The 18,229-nt window shown below is 60.0% G+C and carries 15 protein-coding genes and 2 pseudogenes; 12 read left to right on the top strand and 5 right to left on the bottom strand.

All coding sequences use genetic code 11. The features are described 5' to 3' along the window. Positions 1 to 67 precede the first annotated feature (67 nt). Together M0746_RS25275 and M0746_RS25280 are read right to left on the bottom strand one after the other, a co-directional pair. Positions 68 to 1,021: a homoserine kinase gene (locus M0746_RS25275; RefSeq protein WP_258451031.1), complete on the bottom strand. Its 954-nt coding sequence runs from the start codon at positions 1,019 to 1,021 to the stop codon at positions 68 to 70. A 58-nt stretch (positions 1,022 to 1,079) separates the two neighbouring features. Further along, on the bottom strand, positions 1,080 to 1,370 hold the full coding sequence (locus M0746_RS25280; RefSeq protein ID WP_024014988.1) for a DUF2782 domain-containing protein: 291 nt from the start codon (positions 1,368 to 1,370) through the stop codon (positions 1,080 to 1,082). 74 nt (positions 1,371 to 1,444) lie between these two features. On the opposite strand from M0746_RS25280, the gene polA reads away from it, so the two are divergent. Beyond that, complete coding sequence (polA, locus tag M0746_RS25285; RefSeq protein ID WP_258451032.1) at positions 1,445 to 4,249, top strand: DNA polymerase I; 2,805 nt, start codon at positions 1,445 to 1,447, stop codon at positions 4,247 to 4,249. Positions 4,250 to 4,651: 402 nt separating this feature from the next. Here polA and yihA read toward each other — a convergent pair whose 3' ends face one another. Then, positions 4,652 to 5,293: a ribosome biogenesis GTP-binding protein YihA/YsxC gene (gene yihA, locus M0746_RS25290; protein ID WP_258451033.1), complete on the bottom strand. Its 642-nt coding sequence runs from the start codon at positions 5,291 to 5,293 to the stop codon at positions 4,652 to 4,654. A 191-nt stretch (positions 5,294 to 5,484) separates the two neighbouring features. On the opposite strand from yihA, the gene M0746_RS25295 reads away from it, so the two are divergent. The 8 genes and pseudogenes from M0746_RS25295 to M0746_RS25330 all read left to right on the top strand — a co-directional run bounded on the left by M0746_RS25295 (position 5,485) and on the right by M0746_RS25330 (position 13,368). Then, positions 5,485 to 5,790, top strand: a complete 306-nt coding sequence (locus M0746_RS25295) for a c-type cytochrome (RefSeq protein WP_016772347.1) — start codon at positions 5,485 to 5,487, stop codon at positions 5,788 to 5,790. Between the two features lie 30 nt (positions 5,791 to 5,820). Then, positions 5,821 to 6,432 carry a c-type cytochrome gene (locus tag M0746_RS25300; RefSeq protein WP_090287941.1) on the top strand — a complete coding sequence of 204 codons (612 nt, stop codon included), beginning with the start codon at positions 5,821 to 5,823 and terminating at the stop codon, positions 6,430 to 6,432. Positions 6,433 to 6,631: 199 nt separating this feature from the next. Further along, positions 6,632 to 7,273, top strand: a complete 642-nt coding sequence (locus M0746_RS25305) for a thiol:disulfide interchange protein DsbA/DsbL (protein ID WP_258451034.1) — start codon at positions 6,632 to 6,634, stop codon at positions 7,271 to 7,273. A gap of 14 nt (positions 7,274 to 7,287) precedes the next feature. After that, the gene (locus tag M0746_RS25310) at positions 7,288 to 8,166 is read left to right on the top strand and encodes an endonuclease/exonuclease/phosphatase family protein (protein WP_258451035.1); all 879 of its coding nucleotides are present in this window, start codon (positions 7,288 to 7,290) and stop codon (positions 8,164 to 8,166) included. After that, the gene (locus M0746_RS25315; protein WP_258451036.1) at positions 8,163 to 10,220 is read left to right on the top strand and encodes a diguanylate cyclase; all 2,058 of its coding nucleotides are present in this window, start codon (positions 8,163 to 8,165) and stop codon (positions 10,218 to 10,220) included. Before M0746_RS25310 ends, M0746_RS25315 begins: the two co-directional genes overlap by 4 nt. Before the next feature lie 177 nt (positions 10,221 to 10,397). After that, positions 10,398 to 10,790 (top strand): hypothetical protein, encoded by a 393-nt coding sequence (locus tag M0746_RS25320; RefSeq protein WP_258451037.1) that lies wholly within the window; start codon positions 10,398 to 10,400, stop codon positions 10,788 to 10,790. 106 nt (positions 10,791 to 10,896) lie between these two features. Continuing rightward, positions 10,897 to 11,678, top strand: a pseudogene (locus tag M0746_RS25325) (N-acetylmuramoyl-L-alanine amidase). A gap of 76 nt (positions 11,679 to 11,754) precedes the next feature. Then, positions 11,755 to 13,368 (top strand): EAL domain-containing protein, encoded by a 1,614-nt coding sequence (locus M0746_RS25330; RefSeq protein ID WP_258451038.1) that lies wholly within the window; start codon positions 11,755 to 11,757, stop codon positions 13,366 to 13,368. Between the two features lie 27 nt (positions 13,369 to 13,395). Here M0746_RS25330 and M0746_RS25335 read toward each other — a convergent pair. After that, a pseudogene (locus M0746_RS25335) lies at positions 13,396 to 15,187 on the bottom strand (ATP-binding protein). Positions 15,188 to 15,197: 10 nt separating this feature from the next. After that, complete coding sequence (gene algB / locus M0746_RS25340; RefSeq protein ID WP_093096334.1) at positions 15,198 to 16,544, bottom strand: sigma-54-dependent response regulator transcription factor AlgB; 1,347 nt, start codon at positions 16,542 to 16,544, stop codon at positions 15,198 to 15,200. Between the two features lie 429 nt (positions 16,545 to 16,973). Between algB and M0746_RS25345 the strand changes: the two genes are divergently transcribed. From M0746_RS25345 to M0746_RS25355, 3 genes are all read left to right on the top strand, one after another. After that, positions 16,974 to 17,261 (top strand): hypothetical protein, encoded by a 288-nt coding sequence (locus M0746_RS25345; protein WP_258451039.1) that lies wholly within the window; start codon positions 16,974 to 16,976, stop codon positions 17,259 to 17,261. A gap of 74 nt (positions 17,262 to 17,335) precedes the next feature. Continuing rightward, positions 17,336 to 17,500 (top strand): DUF1328 domain-containing protein, encoded by a 165-nt coding sequence (locus M0746_RS25350; protein WP_003177151.1) that lies wholly within the window; start codon positions 17,336 to 17,338, stop codon positions 17,498 to 17,500. 2 nt (positions 17,501 to 17,502) lie between these two features. Beyond that, entirely contained in the window at positions 17,503 to 17,967 is a 465-nt protein-coding gene (locus M0746_RS25355; RefSeq protein ID WP_258451040.1) for an inhibitor of vertebrate lysozyme family protein, read from the top strand. Positions 17,968 to 18,229: the final 262 nt, after the last annotated feature.

Raw genomic sequence — 18,229 nt, forward strand, 5'->3', positions numbered from 1 at the left:
AATGTGCCGCCGCATTCGCGAGCAGGCTCGTCCCACAGGAATCAACGAAACCCTGCTCGCGAAGCTTTTAAAGGGCGAAGGGCAACGGTGTATTGACCTGCTGCCGCTGCGCCAACCGCTGTTCGAATTCCTGCGGGTCATGAATCAACACATCCTGCCCGGCAAACTGCTCGGCGGCGATCAAGCGTGACAGCCAGAACCGTACACAGGCGACGCGCAGCATCGTTGGCCACAACTCAGCCTCCGCTGCAGTGAACGGGCGCAGCGCCGCGTAAGCACCGAGAAACGCTCGGGCACGCGGACCATCGATTACGCCAGCCTCATCCGAACACCAGTCGTTCAGGGCGATCGCCACGTCATAGAGCATTGGCCCGGAACAGGCGTTGTAAAAGTCGATCAGCCCGGTCAGGTGCGTGCCTTCGAACATGGCGTTATCGCGAAACAGATCGGCGTGAATATTCGCCCGAGGCAGCGCGAGGATCCGCTCCTTCTGCGCGGTGATTTCATCCAGAGCTTTTTGCAGCAGGGCCTGCGGTTCACCGCTCAGGTGCGACAAGAATTCTCCACCCTCCTCCAGCATCCAGTCCAGGCCGCGATCAGTCTTGCGCTTGATCATGCGCTCGCCCTGAGTGGCCAGGTGCAGATGCGCCTGCAATTCGCCGACTTGCGCGCAATGCTGGGCATTGGCGTCCTTGATGTGCTTGCCGGCCAGACGCGGTTGCAGCAGCGCAGGTTTGCCTTTCAGTTCGCGCAACGCCACCCCGTCCGTGGTGCGCAGCGCGTAAGGCACCGGCAGATCGGCTTCGTGCAGCACATCGAGCAGATCAATGAAAAACGGCATTTCCTGCACCGGCCCGCGCTCGACCAGGGTCAGGACAAACTCGCCCTGCTCCAGGCTGACGAAGAAGTTGGTGTTTTCGCTGCCGGCGGCGATCCCCTTGAAATCGAGCAGACGGCCGAGCCCGTAAGGGGCGAGAAAGGTTTCCAGCTCGGGCCGAGCCAGGGGCGTGAACACAGACATGGTTAAAAACTGCTCAGTTCAGGCGTCGCGAGGCGACGCCGATTAAAAGTCGGGAATCTTACTTCCAGGTAAAGATTTCCCACGACGGAATCAGCATATCCGGCTGGTCAGACCGGATGTAGTTGGCGTCCGAACCATCGGCGCGCACCAGGAAATACGGTTTGCCTTTCTTGGGTGTGACCTTGATCGCATAGACGAAGCCATTTCGGCTGTATTCCTGAATGGTCTTGTCGCCCTCCGTGCGGATGGTGACCTCGGGGTCTCCCCCCGGCGCATCATCCGCCGCCATCGCGGCCAACGGTGAGACAGCAATCAGACCGACCAGCAGCAAGCGATTTAACGTACGCATGATAACCTTGTCCCTTTGTCGTCAACGGTCCCGCTATTCTAGCCCCGGACCCGCCGAAAAGGTTGATCCTGCTCATGAGCCAAGCCCCCCTCGTCCTGGTGGACGGTTCTTCTTACCTGTACCGCGCCTTCCACGCGCTGCCACCGCTGACCACCTCCAAAGGCCTGCCGACCGGTGCGGTCAAGGGCGTGCTGAACATGCTCAAGAGTCTGCGCAAGCAGTACCCGGACAGCCCGTTCGCCGTGGTGTTCGACGCCAAGGGCGGGACATTTCGCGATGAGATGTACGCCGAATACAAAGCCAACCGCCCAAGCATGCCCGACGACATGCGCGTGCAGATCGAGCCGCTGCACCAGAGCGTGATCGCCCTCGGTTTTCCGCTGCTGTGCGTGGACGGCGTCGAAGCCGACGACGTCATCGGCACCCTCGCCCGCAGCAGCGCGGCGGCGGATCTCCCGGTGATCATCTCGACCGGCGACAAAGACATGGCGCAACTGGTCGACGGGCACATTACCTTGGTCAACACCATGTCCGGTAGCTCGATGGATGTGGAGGGCGTGAAGGAGAAATTCGGCGTCGCTCCGGAGCAGATCATCGATTATCTGGCACTGATGGGCGATTCGTCCGACAACATTCCGGGCGTTCCCGGCATCGGCCCGAAAACCGCGTCCGGCCTGTTGGTCGGGGTCAATGGCGGTCTCACCGAGCTGTACGCCAACCTCGACATCGTCCCGAGCCTGCCGATTCGCGGCGCCAAGACCCTGCCGGCCAAGCTCGAAGAGCACAAGGAGATGGCGTTCCTCTCCTACCAATTGGCGACCATCAAGATCGACGTGCCGCTGGATATCGGCCTTGACGACCTGCAGATGGGCCCGGAAGACCCAGCCAAGCTGTACGAGCTGTACACCCTGCTGGAATTCAAGAGCTGGCTGAACGACCTTGATCGCGACGCCAAGCGCCTGGAACTGAGCGCGGCGGCCGAACCGGCGCCCGCGCATGATCTGTTCAGCGCGGCCGCCGCCGAGACCCTCGCTGCGCCTGCTGAAGCCGCGTACGAAACCATCCTCGATCAGGCGCGCTTTGACGTCTGGCTGGAAAAACTGCGCAACGCCAGGCTGTTCGCCTTCGACACGGAAACCACCGGCATCGACGCGCAACAGGCGCAACTGGTCGGTCTTTCGTTCGCCGTACAGGCCAACGAAGCCGCCTATATCCCGCTGACCCACTCGTACATCGGCGTGCCGGAGCAACTGGACCGCGACAGCGTGTTGCGCGCACTGAAACCGATTCTCGAAGATCCGGACAAGCTGAAAGTCGGCCAGCACGCCAAGTTCGACATGAACATCCTCGCCAATTGCGCCATCGGGGGCGATCAGAGTGCAGGCATCAACGTGCGCGGGATTGCCTACGACACCATGCTTGAGTCCTACGTGCTCAACTCCACCGCGACCCGCCACGACATGGACAGCCTCGCGCTGAAATACCTGGACCACACCACCGTGAGCTTCCAGGACATTGCCGGCAAAGGCGCCAAGCAGCTGACGTTCGACCAGATCGCGCTGGAACAGGCCGGGCCGTACGCCGCTGAAGACGCCGACATCACCCTGCGCCTGCATCAGGCGCTGGTGGAAAAACTCAATGCGATCCCGAGCCTCGCCAGCGTACTGACCGATATCGAGATGCCGCTGGTGCCGGTACTGGCGCGCATCGAGCGTCAAGGCGCCTTTGTCGACGCCGAACTGCTGGGTATCCAGAGCATCGAGCTGGGCAACAAGATGGTCGCGCTGGAGCGCGAAGCGTTCGAGATTGCTGGCGAAGAATTCAACTTGGGCTCACCGAAGCAACTGGGCGTAATCCTGTACGAAAAGCTTGGCCTGCCGGTCTTGAAGAAGACTGCCAAGGGCCAGCCGTCCACCGCTGAAGAAGTGCTGGCCAAACTCGCCGAAGACGATCACCGCTTGCCGAAGGTGCTGATGGAGCACCGTTCGATGAGCAAGCTGAAAAGCACCTACACCGATCGCCTGCCGGAGCAGATCAACCCGCGCACCGGACGTATCCACACTTCGTACCATCAGGCCGTGGCGTCGACCGGTCGCCTGTCTTCCAGCGATCCGAACCTGCAGAACATTCCGGTGCGCACCGCTGAAGGCCGGCGCATCCGCCAGGCTTTTGTGGCGCCGAAAGGCTACAAACTGCTGGCGGCGGACTATTCGCAGATCGAACTGCGGATCATGGCGCACCTGTCCCGCGACGAAGGTCTGATGAACGCCTTCCGCAACAACCTGGACGTACACACCGCCACGGCTGCCGAAGTGTTCAAGGTCGAGCTGCATGAAGTGAGTTCCGACCAGCGTCGCAGCGCCAAGGCGATCAACTTCGGCCTGATCTATGGCATGGGCGCGCAGAAACTGGGCAAGGACATTGGTGTCGACACCAAGACCGCCAAGGCCTACATCGACACCTACTTCGCCCGCTATCCGGGGGTTCGCGAGTACATGGAGCGCACCCGCGCGCAGGCTGCGGATCAGGGTTACGTCGAAACCTTCTTCGGCCGTCGCCTGTACTTGCCGGAGATCAACTCGAACAAGCCGCAGGAACGCGCCGCCGCCGAGCGCACGGCGATCAACGCGCCGATGCAGGGCACGGCCGCCGACATCATCAAAAAAGCCATGGTCGCGGTGGACAACTGGCTGACGACGTCCGGGCTCGATGCCCGGGTCATCCTGCAGGTGCACGACGAACTGGTACTGGAAGTGCGCGAGGATCTGGTCGAGCAGGTCAGCGCCGAGATTCGTCAGCACATGAGCGAAGCGGCGACACTGGATGTGCCGTTGCTGGTGGAAGTGGGTGTGGGCAACAACTGGGATGAGGCGCACTAAGACGCGTGTCTTGCCGCGACCGAGGTCGCGGCAAACCCCGTGAAAACGGGCTTAGACCTGAACGCGCTGGGACTTATTCCAAACTTTTAGAAAAAAATCTGAACTAATCTGGCGGCCGAACACTCAGAGGTACTGAATGGCTGGTGAAGCCCTTCGATGCTCCTATGTTGTGTTAAGTGTTGGCAGATATCTGAACCCCGCCCTAGCGGTTCGGAACTTGAACCCCGGAATTCTACCTCCCCACTGAATCCCGGGGCTTTTTTGCCCCAAAATTGGCTGTAGCGCGTTCATGCTGCGTTGAAAGCACAGCTCAATTGCTCATTTAGGTCCCCTAAACTCCGCTTTTCGCTGCGCTTTCGCCTTGCCTGAACACACTACAACCAATTTTCCCCCATTCTGAATCTACTCGACGGCCTCGGTGTTTTTGTTTGCCAGTTCCATCCAGTCGGCCAGGACGGCGTAGGCCTCTTCCAGGCCCATGCGTTTTGGTGCGGAGAAGAGCTGGATGGTGATTGAGTCGCCCCAGCCTTTGCGGATTTCCGACTGTACTTTCAGCAGCGTGTTTTTTGCCGCGCCGTAGGTAAGCTTGTCGGCCTTGGTCAGCAGAATGTGCATCGGCATGCCAGCGGCGACGGCCCAGTCGAGCATCAGCAGGTCGAAGTCGGTCATTGGATGGCGGATGTCCATCATCAGAATCAGACCTTTCAAACTCTCCCGACCACCAAGGTAAGCCTCGAGGTGGCGCTGCCAGTGTTGCTTGAGCGGGATCGGTACTTTTGCGTAACCGTAGCCCGGCAGGTCGACCAGACGCCGATCATCGTCTAGCTTGAAGAAATTCAATAGCTGTGTGCGACCCGGGGTTTTCGAGGTCCGCGCCAGGCTGGCGTGTGTCAAAGTGTTCAATGCGCTGGATTTACCGGCATTGGAACGACCGGCAAACGCCACTTCGAAGCCTTCGTCGTCAGGGCATTGATCGACTTTGGCGGCACTGAGCATGAACGTGGACTGTTGGCACAGGCCGAGGATGGGATTCTTGAGTTGCATGGGATTTCCGATGTGGGCGGCGCCGGGATTGGGCGCGGAACGCGGTGTCGCTTCCGTTTCAGTGACGCCAGTATATAATGCCGCAGATTTTGTGTGTGCTTTGTCCCAGCGAAGGATGAAGTTCACGAGAGCGACGGACCTTGATTGCGCACTAGAACGCAGATCGCTCTCAACCCTGAAAAGGTCGTTTTATGACGAAATGGCTGCTGGCTGCCGGAGTCTTGATGCCGCTTTACAGCGCACAGGCTACACAGGATCCGGAAGCAGTGTACAACCGTGTTTGTGGTGCCTGTCATTCCGGCCAACTACCCATGGCGCCCGCAAGAGGCGATCAGGAAGCTTGGACGCCGAGGTTGGCGAAAGGTATGGGGACGCTGGTGCAACACGTGACCCAGGGTTTCAAGGCGATGCCGCCGCGTGGTTTGTGCATGGACTGCAGTGCCGAGGATTACCAGGCCATCATCCTGTGGATGAGCGAGAGTAAACCCGGTCCATAACTTAACCCTTAGCCGTAGTTGGATTAGCTGATGAACAAACTGATCGTGAGTCTGCTGTTGACCGTGGGAATTTCAGGCTTCGCCCATGCTGCCGGTGATGCCGCAGCAGGCCAGGCAAAAGCCGCCGTATGCGGAGCCTGCCATGGCCCGGACGGCAACAGCATGGCGCCAAACTTTCCGAAACTGGCCGGGCAAGGCGAACGCTACCTGACCAAGCAACTGAAAGAAATCAAGGATGGCAAGCGGGTCGTGCTGGAAATGACCGGTCTGCTGACCAATCTCAACGATCAGGACCTGGCTGACCTCGCCGCCTACTTCGCCAGCCAGAAAGGCAGCGTCGGCGCTGCCGATCCGAAACTCGTCGCACGCGGTGAAGCGCTGTTCCGCGGCGGCAATCTGGACAAGGGCCTGCCCGCCTGCACCGGCTGCCACTCGCCGAACGGTTCCGGCAACGCCGCCGCCGGCTTTCCGCATCTGGGCGGCCAGCACGCGCAATACATCGCCAAGCAGCTGACCGACTTCCGCAAGGAAGAAGGTGGGCGCGCCAATGACGGTGACGCGATGACCATGCGCACCATCGCGCGCAAGCTGAGCGACGAAGACATCGCGGCCGTTTCCAGCTACATCCAGGGCCTGCACTGAGGCCGTTTTTCGGGCGTTGCGCGAGGCGGACATCTCCAGCAACGTTAACGCTCGATTAATCCGTCGCAGCAAGTATAAAAAGGGTGGCTTTGGCCGCCCTTTTTTGTGGCCGCTGCCGTTACACTACAGCACTCATGCCCGCCAGGACCTGTCTGAAAACAGGTCGAGCGAGGCGACCCAAATTGTTCAGGAGTAAAGCATGCGTAATCTGATCATCAGCGCCGCCCTCGTCGCTGCCAGCCTGTTCGGCGTCACCGCCCAGGCCGCTGAAGCCCCTGCCGCCCCTTACGCGGAACTGGCCAACCCGGTTCCGGTTGCAGTGCCTGGCAAGATCGAAGTGGTCGAGCTGTTCTGGTATGGCTGCCCACACTGCTACGCGTTCGAGCCGGTGATCAATCCATGGGTTGAAAAACTGCCTTCCGATGTCAACTTCGTGCGTATCCCGGCGATGTTCGGCGGCCCGTGGGACGCTCACGGTCAGATGTTCCTGACCCTCGAGGCCATGGGTGTCGAGCACAAGGTTCACGCCGCGGTATTCAACGCGATCCAGAAAGAACACAAGAAGCTGACCGACAAGAACGACATGGCTGACTTCCTCGCCACTCAAGGCGTGGACAAGGACAAGTTCCTCGCCACCTTCGACTCGTTCGCCATCAAAGGTCAGATCGTCAAGGCCCGTGAATTGGCCAAGAAGTACGAAATCACTGGCGTGCCAACCATGATCGTCAACGGCAAATACCGTTTCGACATCGGCTCGGCCGGGGGTGCCGAACAAGCGCTGAAGCTGGCTGACCAACTGGTCGCCAAAGAGCGAGCGGCGACCAAGGCGGCTGCCAACTAAGCGCGGCCCTCGCCATGCGCCGCTGGAAGTCTGAACGCAGCGTTGGCCTGCACGATCCGCAGGTCAACGAGCATCATTTGGCGTCCACGGGCTTGCCCGCGGACCAGCGTCTGCGCTTGCTCAGTTTCAACATCCAGGTTGGCATCAGCACCGAGCGCTATCGGCATTACCTGACCCGCAGCTGGCAGCATCTGCTGCCGCACACCGGGCGCTCGGGCAATCTGCAAAAGATCGGTGACCTGCTCGGCGACTTCGATCTGGTCGCCCTGCAGGAAGCCGACGGCGGCAGCCTGCGTTCGGGCTACGTCAATCAGGTTGAACATCTGGCCCAGCTCGGCGCCTTCCCCTATTGGTATCAACAACTCAATCGCAACCTCGGTCGACTGGCCCAGCACAGCAATGGTGTGCTCAGTCGCCTGAAGCCGTGGGCGATCGAGGATCACCCGCTGCCCGGCCCGAAAGGTCGCGGCGCGATTCTGCTGCGCTTCGGCGAAGGCCCGGAAGCGCTGGTGGTGGTGATGATGCACCTGGCTCTTGGCGCGCGTACGCGCAGCCTGCAACTGGCCTATATTCGTGAACTGATCGGTGGCTACAAACATCAAGTGCTGATGGGTGACATGAACACCCACGCCAGCGATCTGCTGCAACACTCCCCGCTACGCGATCTTGGCCTGCTGGCCCCGCAGGTGGAAGCGACCTTCCCCAGTTGGCGTCCTCAGCGCTGCCTTGATCATATTCTGCTCAGCCCGACCCTGACCCTGGAAAAGGTCGAAGTGCTGGCACAACCGATTTCCGATCACCTGCCGGTCGCGGTAGAGATTCGTCTGCCGGGTTCGCTCACGGCCGATGCATTGCCCGCGTTGAGTCCTGACCTTCGCGGAAACCCTGAATGAGCGACGACGCCCAGCGCTGGAAAGAGAAATACCTCAAAAGCATCGAACAACAGGACAAGCTCGAACGGCGCTGGGCCGCCCGCCTCGATTTGCTGCGTCGGGGTCTGGTCCGCAGTACCCTGGCCGCGGAAGGCACCGACAAGGCGGTCGATCAATGCATGAAAGAGATGCGCGACGTGGTGCGCACCGATGACATGGACGCCGGCCTCGCCGCCCTCCTGCCACGCCTGGAAAAAGCCGTGCTCGACTCCGAGCAGCGGCGAGAAACCCGTATCGAACAGGTCAGCACCGCACTGACGTCGCTGGTCACGCAGTTACAGGCATTGCCCCTGCCGCGTGAAGTCGCGCAGCCTTTGAAGAAATTCGCCAAGCAACTGGACAGCCGCGTCAGCTCGGCGCGGGAAATGCCGTTGTTGCTCAGCGAACTCAGTGGTCTGCAGGGCAAGGCGCTGAGTCAGTTGGAAACGCCGACGGAACCCGGTCGTCCGGGCCTGCTGCAACGCTTGTTCGGCAATCGGGAAAATCCTGAGGCGCCTGCGCCAGAAGCAGCCGCATCGACGGCGGAAGCTGCCGCGCCCATCGAGGCACACGCAACAGCACAGCCCGAACCAGAACTGGCGCGACCAGTACCGGTTGCGCCGCTGACCGTGGCGCCTGCTGCCCCGATCATTGACCCGGTTGACGAAACACCCCCGCCGGCCGCGCAGCCCCTGATTGAACCGAAGGAAGTGGTGGCTTTCGTGCCGCCAACCGTTTCCAGCGATGTCGCCGCTCACCCGAGCGAGCCGCCAGCAAAGCCCTTCGAACCCGTGCCCGTGTTCGCCACGGCTGCGGATCAGGCGCCCGCCGGGTTCAACCCTGACGAACTGATCCATCCCGGCGATCCTGCACCCCTGATCCTCGACAGCCTGCCCCTGCCCGAGCCGATCGCCCAGGCATTGGCCGCGATCGACCCGGAGCAGTCCGAAGAGGACATCCTGTTCGCCCTTCCGGACTCCCCGGAGCCGTCCTACAGTTCTGTCGCCCGGCACATCGAAGACACCCTGATCGGCCTGCTCGACGACCTGACCCTGCCAGAGCGGCACCGCCCGCAAGCCGAAGCCATGCGCGATCGGCTCAAACATGGTTTGAACTGGTATGAGCTGATCCCGATCCTCGACGATCTCGCGACACTGATGCTGGCGATCACCGACAGCGGCCAGCACGAGTTCGAAGCGTATCTGCAGCAACTCAACGAGCGCCTCGAAGCGTTTCAGAGCAACCTGCAAGCCGCCAGCGATGGCCACGCCGACAACAGCTCGGCGGCGCGGGCGATGGACACGCAGATCCGCGAGCAGGTCGACGGTTTGCAGACCAGCGTGCAGGAAGCGGCAGACCTGGACGACCTCAAGCAAGTGCTGGAGAACCATCTAGAAGGCCTGCTCGGCACCATGGACCAGCACCGCCAGCAGCGCGACGCCCGCGAACAGGAAGTGGCCGCGCGCCTCAAAGGGCTGTCAGAACGCGTGGCACACATGGAACAGGAGGCCCTGGGCTTTCGCGAGCACCTTGAAGAACAACGGCAGAAAGCCTTGATCGACCCGCTCACCGGCCTGCCCAATCGCGCGGCCTGGAGCGAACGCCTCGAATATGAAATCAAGCAGTGGCAGCAGCACGGCAACACCCTGAGCCTGGCGATGCTCGATCTTGATCACTTCAAACGGATCAATGACAGCTACGGCCATCTGGCCGGTGACAAAGTGTTGAAGATCATCGCCACCGTCTTGCGTAAGCGCCTTCGTACGAGCGACTTCATCGCGCGCTTCGGCGGTGAAGAATTCGTCTTGTTGATGCCTGACACCCCTGTTGGCAACGGTGAAAAACTGGCCAATCTTTTGCGAATGGCTATCGAATCCTGCCCTTTCCACTTCAAGGGTGAGCGGGTCACGATCACCGTATCGATTGGCATCACCTCATTCCGGGTGGGGGAAACTGTCAGTCAGGTTATCAAGCGAGCCGACGATGCACTTTATCGCGCCAAAAGTAATGATCGAAATAATGTACAAGTAGGATAAATGCCATATCGCTGTAGTCTTGCCCGAACCGCAGCGTAGCCATTCTCTGAATAACTTCTCCTCTTGGCTAATGAACATTTTCCGTCTTGCCTGGCGTAGCTTGGATCAGTTATATCCATTGTTCTAATGACTGTGCATGAAATCAATCACTGCACAGTAACTGACAAGGATGTTTCAGTGAATAAAAACAGGTTTATCTTAAGCCTTTGCCTGCTCGCAGCCAGCCTGAGCAGCCAAGCCGGCGAACGGCTCTACTCAGCCTCTATTTCGAGCAATGGAACAATAGAGGCTCAATCTCCAAAGTGGATCGATTCAATTTCGCATAGTGTTGATGAAAACCATGCTGCCATTTACAACATCAACTTCTTTCAGGATATTTTCAAAAAACAACCGAAGTTTTGTCTCGTTTCCATCAATGATCAGAGCAGCTTTGACGCGGAAATATTTGGAGTTGCAACACTGGGCGGCAAGCCGAATAAAAACCAAGTAACAGTGATGAGCAGGCTGGCCGGGACAGATCAGGCTCCTGGAGTGTACGCCATGAGTTATTACCTGATCTGCAAAGGTTAAAAGGTCGGCTCGCTTGGGATCGATACAAAATACTACCGGTAGCTTCAGGCGAGCCGTCTTACGTTACACTGTTGCATTATCGCTCTCCACTGTGTTGCTTCCTGCCATGAAAACAATCGCTCTGCTCACATCGCTGCTCGTCCTTGCCGGTTGCGCCAGCGGCCCGCGTTATGACACCAGCCATCCTTCGGCCAATTACGACAGCCGCATCCAGTTCGTGGTCGTTCATTACACCTCGGCCTCGCTGGAGCGTTTCCTGCAGCTGCTGACTCACGGCGAAGTCAGCAGCCATTACCTGATCGGCGACGACAAGGGCGGCACCGTTTACAAGCTGGTGGATGAAAACCAGCGCGCCTGGCACGCCGGTGAAAGCCAGTGGCAGGGCCGTACCTGGCTCAACTCCAGCTCGATCGGCATCGAAATCGTCAATCCCGGTTTCAAGGACACCCCGACCGGGCGCCTCTGGTACCCGTACAGCGAAGCGCAGATTCAAGCGCTGATCGCCCTGCTCAAGGACATCAGCAAGCGCAACGGTATCAGCCCGCAGCACATCATCGGTCACAGCGACATCGCGCCGCTGCGCAAACTCGACCCGGGCCCCTTGTTCCCCTGGAAGCGTCTCGCCGCCGAAGGCCTGGACGATGGCCGAACGAACAGGCGGTAGCGCGGCAGCAAGCGCTGCTCAATAGCGCTGAACTGCCGAGCATCAGCTGGTTCCAGGCGCAACTGGCGCGCGTGGGCTACGACACGCCGCAGACCGGCGAACTGGATATCGCTACCCGCCATGTCCTCGCGGCGTTTCAAATGCACTATCGCCCTGCACGCTTCGACGGCACGCCAGACGCACAAACGGCGGCGCTGCTACTGGTCCTCAATCAGACAAAATAATGACGCCCGCCCGACGGTCAGCGCAAATTCGCAATCAGCAGCTATAACTCATTGGTAATTCTTCGGATATCCCCTGATGGCTGCTACCCGAGAGACACTGCGTAGCTGGTTTTATCGCCCGGTGTTTTTGGCGATGATCGCGGCTGTCCTCAGTACCAGCCTGCTGATCGCCGGCGCAATGTTCGTCGCGATGCGTCAAGTCGAGCAGAATGAAAGCCAGGAAATGAATGCTCAGGGCGAGCGATTTCTTGCCCGTCTTGAACAATTGTTCGGCCAGCTGCGCGAAAGCCTCGATGATCTCGAAGCCCAGCCATTGCGCAGTTGCGACGATGAAATGATTGCCACCCTGCAACAGGTCACGTTCAACTATCGGTTCGTTTACGAAGCGGCCTATACGGATGCCTCGCAGACCTGCTCGAACCGTCCGCGTCAGGAAATCCTCTCGAGCGCTCGGGCGCCGGACATCACCGGCCCGACCTACAGCTATTGGCTGAACACCACCACTGAACCCGACGAAAACCGCGCGGCGCTGATGCTCGGGCGCGGCAACTTCCGCGTGGCCACCTCGCGCGGGCACCTCACCGACATGGTCGACCTGTCGCCGGGCAGCAGTTTGCTGGTGGTACTCGATCACGGCACGCGGGCCATTCCGGTGCTGGGCCAGGCGCAGATATGGCCGCCTACCGAACCGTGGCCGCCGAAAGCCAGCGCGGCCTTGCAGGTCACGCAAACACGCCTGATCTACCGCATGCCCACCGACAACCCGGAATATCAGTTGGTGTTGATCGCGCCACGTACCGGCATGCACATTCCCGTCGTATGGTGGTGGGTGGTCCCGCTGTGCCTGGTGCTCGGCGGCTTTGTCGGGTTCTGCGTGTTTTTGCTGGTGCGCCAGCGCCAGTCGCTCGACGCCGAATTGCACGGGGCGATTCGGCGCGGGGAGTTGCAGGTGCTCTACCAACCGATTTTCGACCTCGACAGCCGAAATTGTGTGGGCGCCGAAGCCCTGCTGCGCTGGCGGCGACCGGACGGCACGCTGACCAGCCCTGACCTGTTTATCCCGATGGCAGAAAACACCGGGCAGATTCGGCAGATGACCGACTTCGTCCTGCAGCGCTTGCTGGAGCAACTGGGGCAGTTATTGCGGGCCAATCCACAGCTTTATATTTCCGTTAACCTCGCTGCGTGCGACGTGATGGTGCCCCGGGTAGGCCAGGTCATGGCGCGCCTGCTGGCCTTGCACCGGGTCGCGGCGCGGCAGATTGCTTTCGAAGTCACCGAGCGCGGGCTGATCGATGTGGTGGTAGCGCGGGAAAATCTGCAAGCCTTGCGTGACGTCGGTCATCAGGTGCTGATCGACGATTTCGGCACCGGCTATTGCAGCCTCGCCTACCTGCAAACATTGCCTGTGGATTGTCTGAAAATCGACAAGGCGTTCATCGACGCACTCGGCCATGACGCGGCGAGCAGCGGCGTCGCCCCGCATATCATTCATATGGCCCAGGCGCTGGATCTGAAGGTGATTGCCGAAGGCATCGAGCTGGAATCGCAAGCGCAATTGCTCAGCAGTGAAGGGGTCAAGTTCGGCCAGGGCTGGCTGTTCGCTCATGCGCTGAGCGCAGTGCAGTTCATCGAACTGATTACCCGTGGCCGCCGCCTCGCCGGGCGGCGCATCGATGATGAAGCCTAGCAAGGTCAAGGCAGTTTCGATCAGTGCCTAAACGGCCAGGGCCATATAAAACTGCGTGCCCTGCCCCGGCCGCGAATACACGCCCATGCGCCCGCCGTGCAGTTGGACAATCTCCTTGCACAGCGCCAGCCCGAGCCCGGCGCCGCCCTTCTTGCGACCGACCTGCACGAACGGCTCGAAGATTCGCCCTTGCTGGCCGTAGGCAATGCCTTCGCCATTGTCTTCGACGCTGATGATCACCCGCTCGCCGTGCCGACGCGCCTGCAAGCGGATCTGCCCGTCGCGGGCGGTATGGCGCAAGGCATTGTCGATGAGATTATCGAGGACCCGATCCAGTTGTGCCTGATCGGCCTGCAGGCGCGGTAACGGTCCCTGCACTTCGACCTTCAAGGCAATGCCCTTGGCCTCTGCCGCCTCCGCGAAACGCAGTTGCGCCTGTTCCAGCAGGTCTTCAATGGAGCACGGTGCGAGTGTGAGTTTCTGCAAACCGTTCTGGTAGCGCGAGAAGTTGAGCAGGTCGTTGATCAACTGCATCAAGCGCTGCATCTCTTCGTTGACCGTATCGAGCAAGTCCGCTTCGCGCGACTCTTCGGGGAATTTCGCTCGCTCACGGAACAGGCCGAACGCCATGTGCATGCCGGTGACCGGCGTGCGCAATTCATGGGAGGCGCGCAGGACAAACTCGCTGCGCACCCGCTCGAATGCACGTTGCTCGGTGACATCGTGCAGCACCATCACAGCGCCGAGAATATGCCCTTGGGTATGGCTGACCGGCGTCAGGCTGTAGGTCAGCAAACGCGATTCGCCGTCGACTTCGATGCTCAGATCGTCTGGCGCGCGCTCCAGCGTGCCACCGCGCAGCACCAGTTGCAGCTGTGCATCCAATTCCGGGCCTGCCGAGGGCGGTGCCCAGGCCCTGACCGAGACGGTCGTCTTCCCAGCCGAGTTGCCGCTGGGCGACCGGATTGAGGTGCTCCAGTTGCCCTTGGCGATCAATCATCAACAAGCCGTCATCGATGCTGTCGAGGACCGCCTGCAGCCGTTGCTGCCCGGCCAGTAGCTCATCGACGTTGGTCGCCTGGTGCTCGCGCAAGGCCTCGGCCATCTGGCCGAAACGTTTGGTCAACTGGTTCAGTTCCAGCGACGAGGACACCGGCAGGGTCACGTCGTATTTGCCTTTGCCGATTTCATCCGCCGCTTGCGCCAGCGCTTCGATCGGCGCCCCAAAGCGCCGGGCGACGCCGTGGGCGGTGACAAATCCGATGATCAGCACGGCGAGCCCCACCAGCCCGAGCAGGCCGGCGATCAACAGGGCGCGGTCGCGCGCGTCGTTCTGTACGCCGTTGATCTTATCCAGCGCGTGTTTGTGTTCGGTGATCAGCCCGTTGCGCAGAATATTGAAGCGCTCTCTGAAATCGGCGCTGGAGCTTGCGGCGTTGGAGGGGTCGCGAGACAGATCGAAGGCTTGCAGGAAATTCAGGTAGTCGGCCTTGGCCTGGCTGAAGCCATATTGACGCTCGCCATCGTGCTGCTCTTGCGCGATACCCTCGTCGAGCAACTGGAAGTAATGCTGTTTGGAGGCCTCGAACGCGACAGGATCAGGCTTTTCCGCGAGCATGATGATCAGTTGATCGCCCAAGGTCTGCCGCAACTTGAGCCCCAGCTCAAGGGTGACGAAGTTGCTGCGCACCAACGCTTCTTGCGTTCCGGCCATCTGCATCACGCTGACCAGCCCGAGCAACAGCCCGAGCAAGGCTACGGTGATCAGTGCGGAAATGCTCAGGAACAAACGGGTCCGCAACTTCATCGCCAGTTTCATCGCCGGGCGCTCACAGGTTGTACTGCTTGCGCTTGCGATACAGGGTCGAAGCGTCGATACCCAGGGTCTTGGCGGCCTGGTCGAGGGTGCCGGCCGTCGCCAGGACGGCGCCGATATGGGCTTTTTCCAGTTCGTCGAGGCTCAGTGCTGCGCCGACCCGTGGCGCGTTATTGGCCGGTTGCTCGGCCATGCCGAGATGGCTGATTTCCACACGTTCCTGCGGGCAAATGATGCTGGCCCGCTCGACCACGTTGCGCAGCTCGCGAATGTTGCCGGGCCAACGGTAGCCGAGCAGCGCCTCGCGGGCCTCGTCACTGAAACCACGCGCAGGGCGCGCATACTCTTTGACGAAACGCGCCAGGAAGCGGTCAGCCAGGGTCAGGATGTCCTCGGCGCGCTCACGCAACGGCGGCAGATGCAGCGTGATGACGTTGAGGCGATAGAGCAGGTCTTCGCGGAAGCGTCCGTCGCGAACCATGTCTTCAAGGTTCAGGTTGGTCGCCGCCAGAATCCGCACATCGGCGCGGCGGGTGACCGGGTCGCCGACGCGTTCGTATTCCTTGTCCTGAATGAAACGCAGCAATTTCGGCTGCAAAGTCAGGGGAAAGTCGCCGATCTCGTCGAGAAACAGCGTACCGCCATCCGCCTGATTGACCCGGCCCAAGGTGCTTTCGCTGGCGCCGGTAAAGGCGCCGCGGCTGTGGCCGAACAGTTCGCTTTCCATCAACTCGGCGGTCAATGACGGGCAGTTGATGGTCACGCAGGATTTCTTCTCGCGCTTGCTCCAGCCGTGAATGGCTCGAGCCAATTCGCCCTTACCCGTGCCGGACTCGCCGAGAATCAGAATGTTGGCGTCGGTGCTGGCAACCTGGCGAGCGGTTTCGAGCACAACTTTCATGGCCGGACTGTGGGAGTCGAGACCGTCCTTGGGTTTGCGGATTTCGCCTTCGAGTGCTTCCAGGCGCGCCGACAGTCGGCGTACCTCCAGTTGCTTGGCGGTGGCCAGACGCAATTGGTCAGGGCTGCAAGGTTTCACCAGGTAATCGGCCGCGCCCGCCTGAATGGCATCCACCGCGGTATCGACAGCCGAGTGCGCGGTGACGATGACCACGCGCATCCAAGGCGCCTGGATACGCATTTGCGCCAGTACATCCAGACCGTTGTCTTCACCCAGACGTAAATCAAGGAAGCACAGATCGAACACCTGGCGTTGCAGCAATGCCTCGGCCTGGGCCGCGCTGTTGGCGGTGGCCACCGTATAACCTTCGTCTTCGAGGCAATAACGGAAGGTACGCAGGATGGCGGATTCGTCGTCCACCAGCAGAATGCGGCCTTGATGCTCAGTGGCAGATTCCATTTTTCCTACGCTCCATAGTGATTGGTCTTGGGTTAGTCCCGGAAAAATCGGGCAAGTTGCATGGTTTATTCTGAACGATGCCAGCCATAGGAGGGTAGCCCTCTCCAGCCGATACGGCCAATACGTTGATTTTGTTGATTTTTTAATCCGCCACGGTTTTGCAGGGCTTGTCCTGCGTACATCTCTGACATCTGCAGCGAGCTCTTCATTCCGTAAGACCGAAATCTCCTACGAAATAATCGTGCAATCCGCACGACACCGGATAACCCCATCGTGCAGGATGCGTCGCCGGGGCTTTTCTATATATCTATAACTTATTGATTTTAAAGACGTTTTTAAACACTCAAAAACTGGCATGCAGGCTGCAATACCTGTTTCAGCCCGGGCATATCAGCACTGCCCCAACCGAACAAGAGTGAGGAACCCAGGATGACTCGCCAACGTGCCGCCCACATGCGTCTCTCGCCACTGCATATCCAGCAAGGTCTGTTCGCAGCGCTGGCGCTGCTGATCACCCTGATCGCCTGCCAGCAATACCTGCGCTGGGAAAACAGCCAGCAGCCGGAAGCGCCACTGGTGTCGATGCAGCATGCGACGCAGAGCCATTTCAGCGCCGTCAGCAGCACGCAGGACGAGCGCGCCACGATGCGCATGATGGAAGTCGATCAGGCACAACCGCTGGATCAACTGCCGCGCGAAGAACGTTGGGTTTTCTGACTCGCTAAAACCGATTCAGGCGCGCCGCGCCGGAACACGTAACACCCCTAAATAGAGAAGTAAGGAGAATCACCATGTTGAGCTGGGCAATTACATTCTTGATCATTGCCATCATCGCCGCCGTACTGGGCTTCGGTGGTATCGCGGGCACCGCCACGGGTATCGCCAAGATTCTCTTTGTCGTGTTCCTGGTGATGTTCATCGCTTCCTTCTTCTTTGGCCGTCGCGGCCGAGGTTAACGATGACAGTCTTGAAGACGCTGGCCGCCGCCCTGCTTCTGGGCGGCAGTGCCATGGCGATGGCGGCCAATGACGGCCAGACGCGGGTCAACGAGTTGCTCGCGTCCGATGCGCAATACCGGGAAACCTGGGAAGGCGTGATCAAAAAGGAAGAGCGCGTACCGGAATGGGTGATCAACCTGACCGGCACATCGGAACAACAGATGAACGCGGTCACTGAAGACGGCGATAAATATCTGGTGGGCCCGCTCTGCGAAAGTCAGGACAAATGCCTGAACCATCGCTTGATCGTCGCCTTCAGCTTCGACAAGGACGACGCTTACGCGATGCTGGTTGATGTGCCGGAAGGTCTGCCGCAGGACAAGTCGCCGACGCGACACGCCACCTACCGCTTCTTCGGCAAGCCAGACCAGGGTATGCAGGATCTGCTGATGGAAACCCTGAAGAAAGATCCGAAGTGGTACTGATTCGAACATGAAGGCAGCAGCCCTGCTGCTTTCCATTGCACCCACCCGAGGAGGGTCGGTGCATGACCAGGGGGCCGGGACGTTCTGACTGCTACAGGGTCGGAGTGACCTACGGGTACAGGGAGTGCCTGCGCAAGGGCCGGGTCAGGGCAGGTAAAAGCTGCGTCGCAGGTTCGTCGACCGATCATGGCTCGACGGACTTGCGCTGAGCTTCGCCCCCTGTAAAAAGCTTGATCCAGCGCGTCCCTCACAGCCTTTTTAT

The sequence above is a fragment of the Pseudomonas sp. S11P7 genome (assembly GCF_023195435.1).
Classification (GTDB): Bacteria; Pseudomonadota; Gammaproteobacteria; order Pseudomonadales; family Pseudomonadaceae; genus Aquipseudomonas; species Aquipseudomonas fluorescens_G.

Coding starts and splice junctions, on each gene's coding strand:
- M0746_RS25275 (WP_258451031.1), bottom strand. CDS start 1,021: ATGTCTGTGTTCACGCCCCTGGCTCGGCCCGAGCTGGAAACCTTTCTC.
- M0746_RS25280 (WP_024014988.1), bottom strand. CDS start 1,370: ATGCGTACGTTAAATCGCTTGCTGCTGGTCGGTCTGATTGCTGTCTCA.
- polA (WP_258451032.1), top strand. CDS start 1,445: ATGAGCCAAGCCCCCCTCGTCCTGGTGGACGGTTCTTCTTACCTGTAC.
- yihA (WP_258451033.1), bottom strand. CDS start 5,293: ATGCAACTCAAGAATCCCATCCTCGGCCTGTGCCAACAGTCCACGTTC.
- M0746_RS25295 (WP_016772347.1), top strand. CDS start 5,485: ATGACGAAATGGCTGCTGGCTGCCGGAGTCTTGATGCCGCTTTACAGC.
- M0746_RS25300 (WP_090287941.1), top strand. CDS start 5,821: ATGAACAAACTGATCGTGAGTCTGCTGTTGACCGTGGGAATTTCAGGC.
- M0746_RS25305 (WP_258451034.1), top strand. CDS start 6,632: ATGCGTAATCTGATCATCAGCGCCGCCCTCGTCGCTGCCAGCCTGTTC.
- M0746_RS25310 (WP_258451035.1), top strand. CDS start 7,288: ATGCGCCGCTGGAAGTCTGAACGCAGCGTTGGCCTGCACGATCCGCAG.
- M0746_RS25315 (WP_258451036.1), top strand. CDS start 8,163: ATGAGCGACGACGCCCAGCGCTGGAAAGAGAAATACCTCAAAAGCATC.
- M0746_RS25330 (WP_258451038.1), top strand. CDS start 11,755: ATGGCTGCTACCCGAGAGACACTGCGTAGCTGGTTTTATCGCCCGGTG.
- algB (WP_093096334.1), bottom strand. CDS start 16,544: ATGGAATCTGCCACTGAGCATCAAGGCCGCATTCTGCTGGTGGACGAC.
- M0746_RS25345 (WP_258451039.1), top strand. CDS start 16,974: ATGACTCGCCAACGTGCCGCCCACATGCGTCTCTCGCCACTGCATATC.
- M0746_RS25350 (WP_003177151.1), top strand. CDS start 17,336: ATGTTGAGCTGGGCAATTACATTCTTGATCATTGCCATCATCGCCGCC.
- M0746_RS25355 (WP_258451040.1), top strand. CDS start 17,503: ATGACAGTCTTGAAGACGCTGGCCGCCGCCCTGCTTCTGGGCGGCAGT.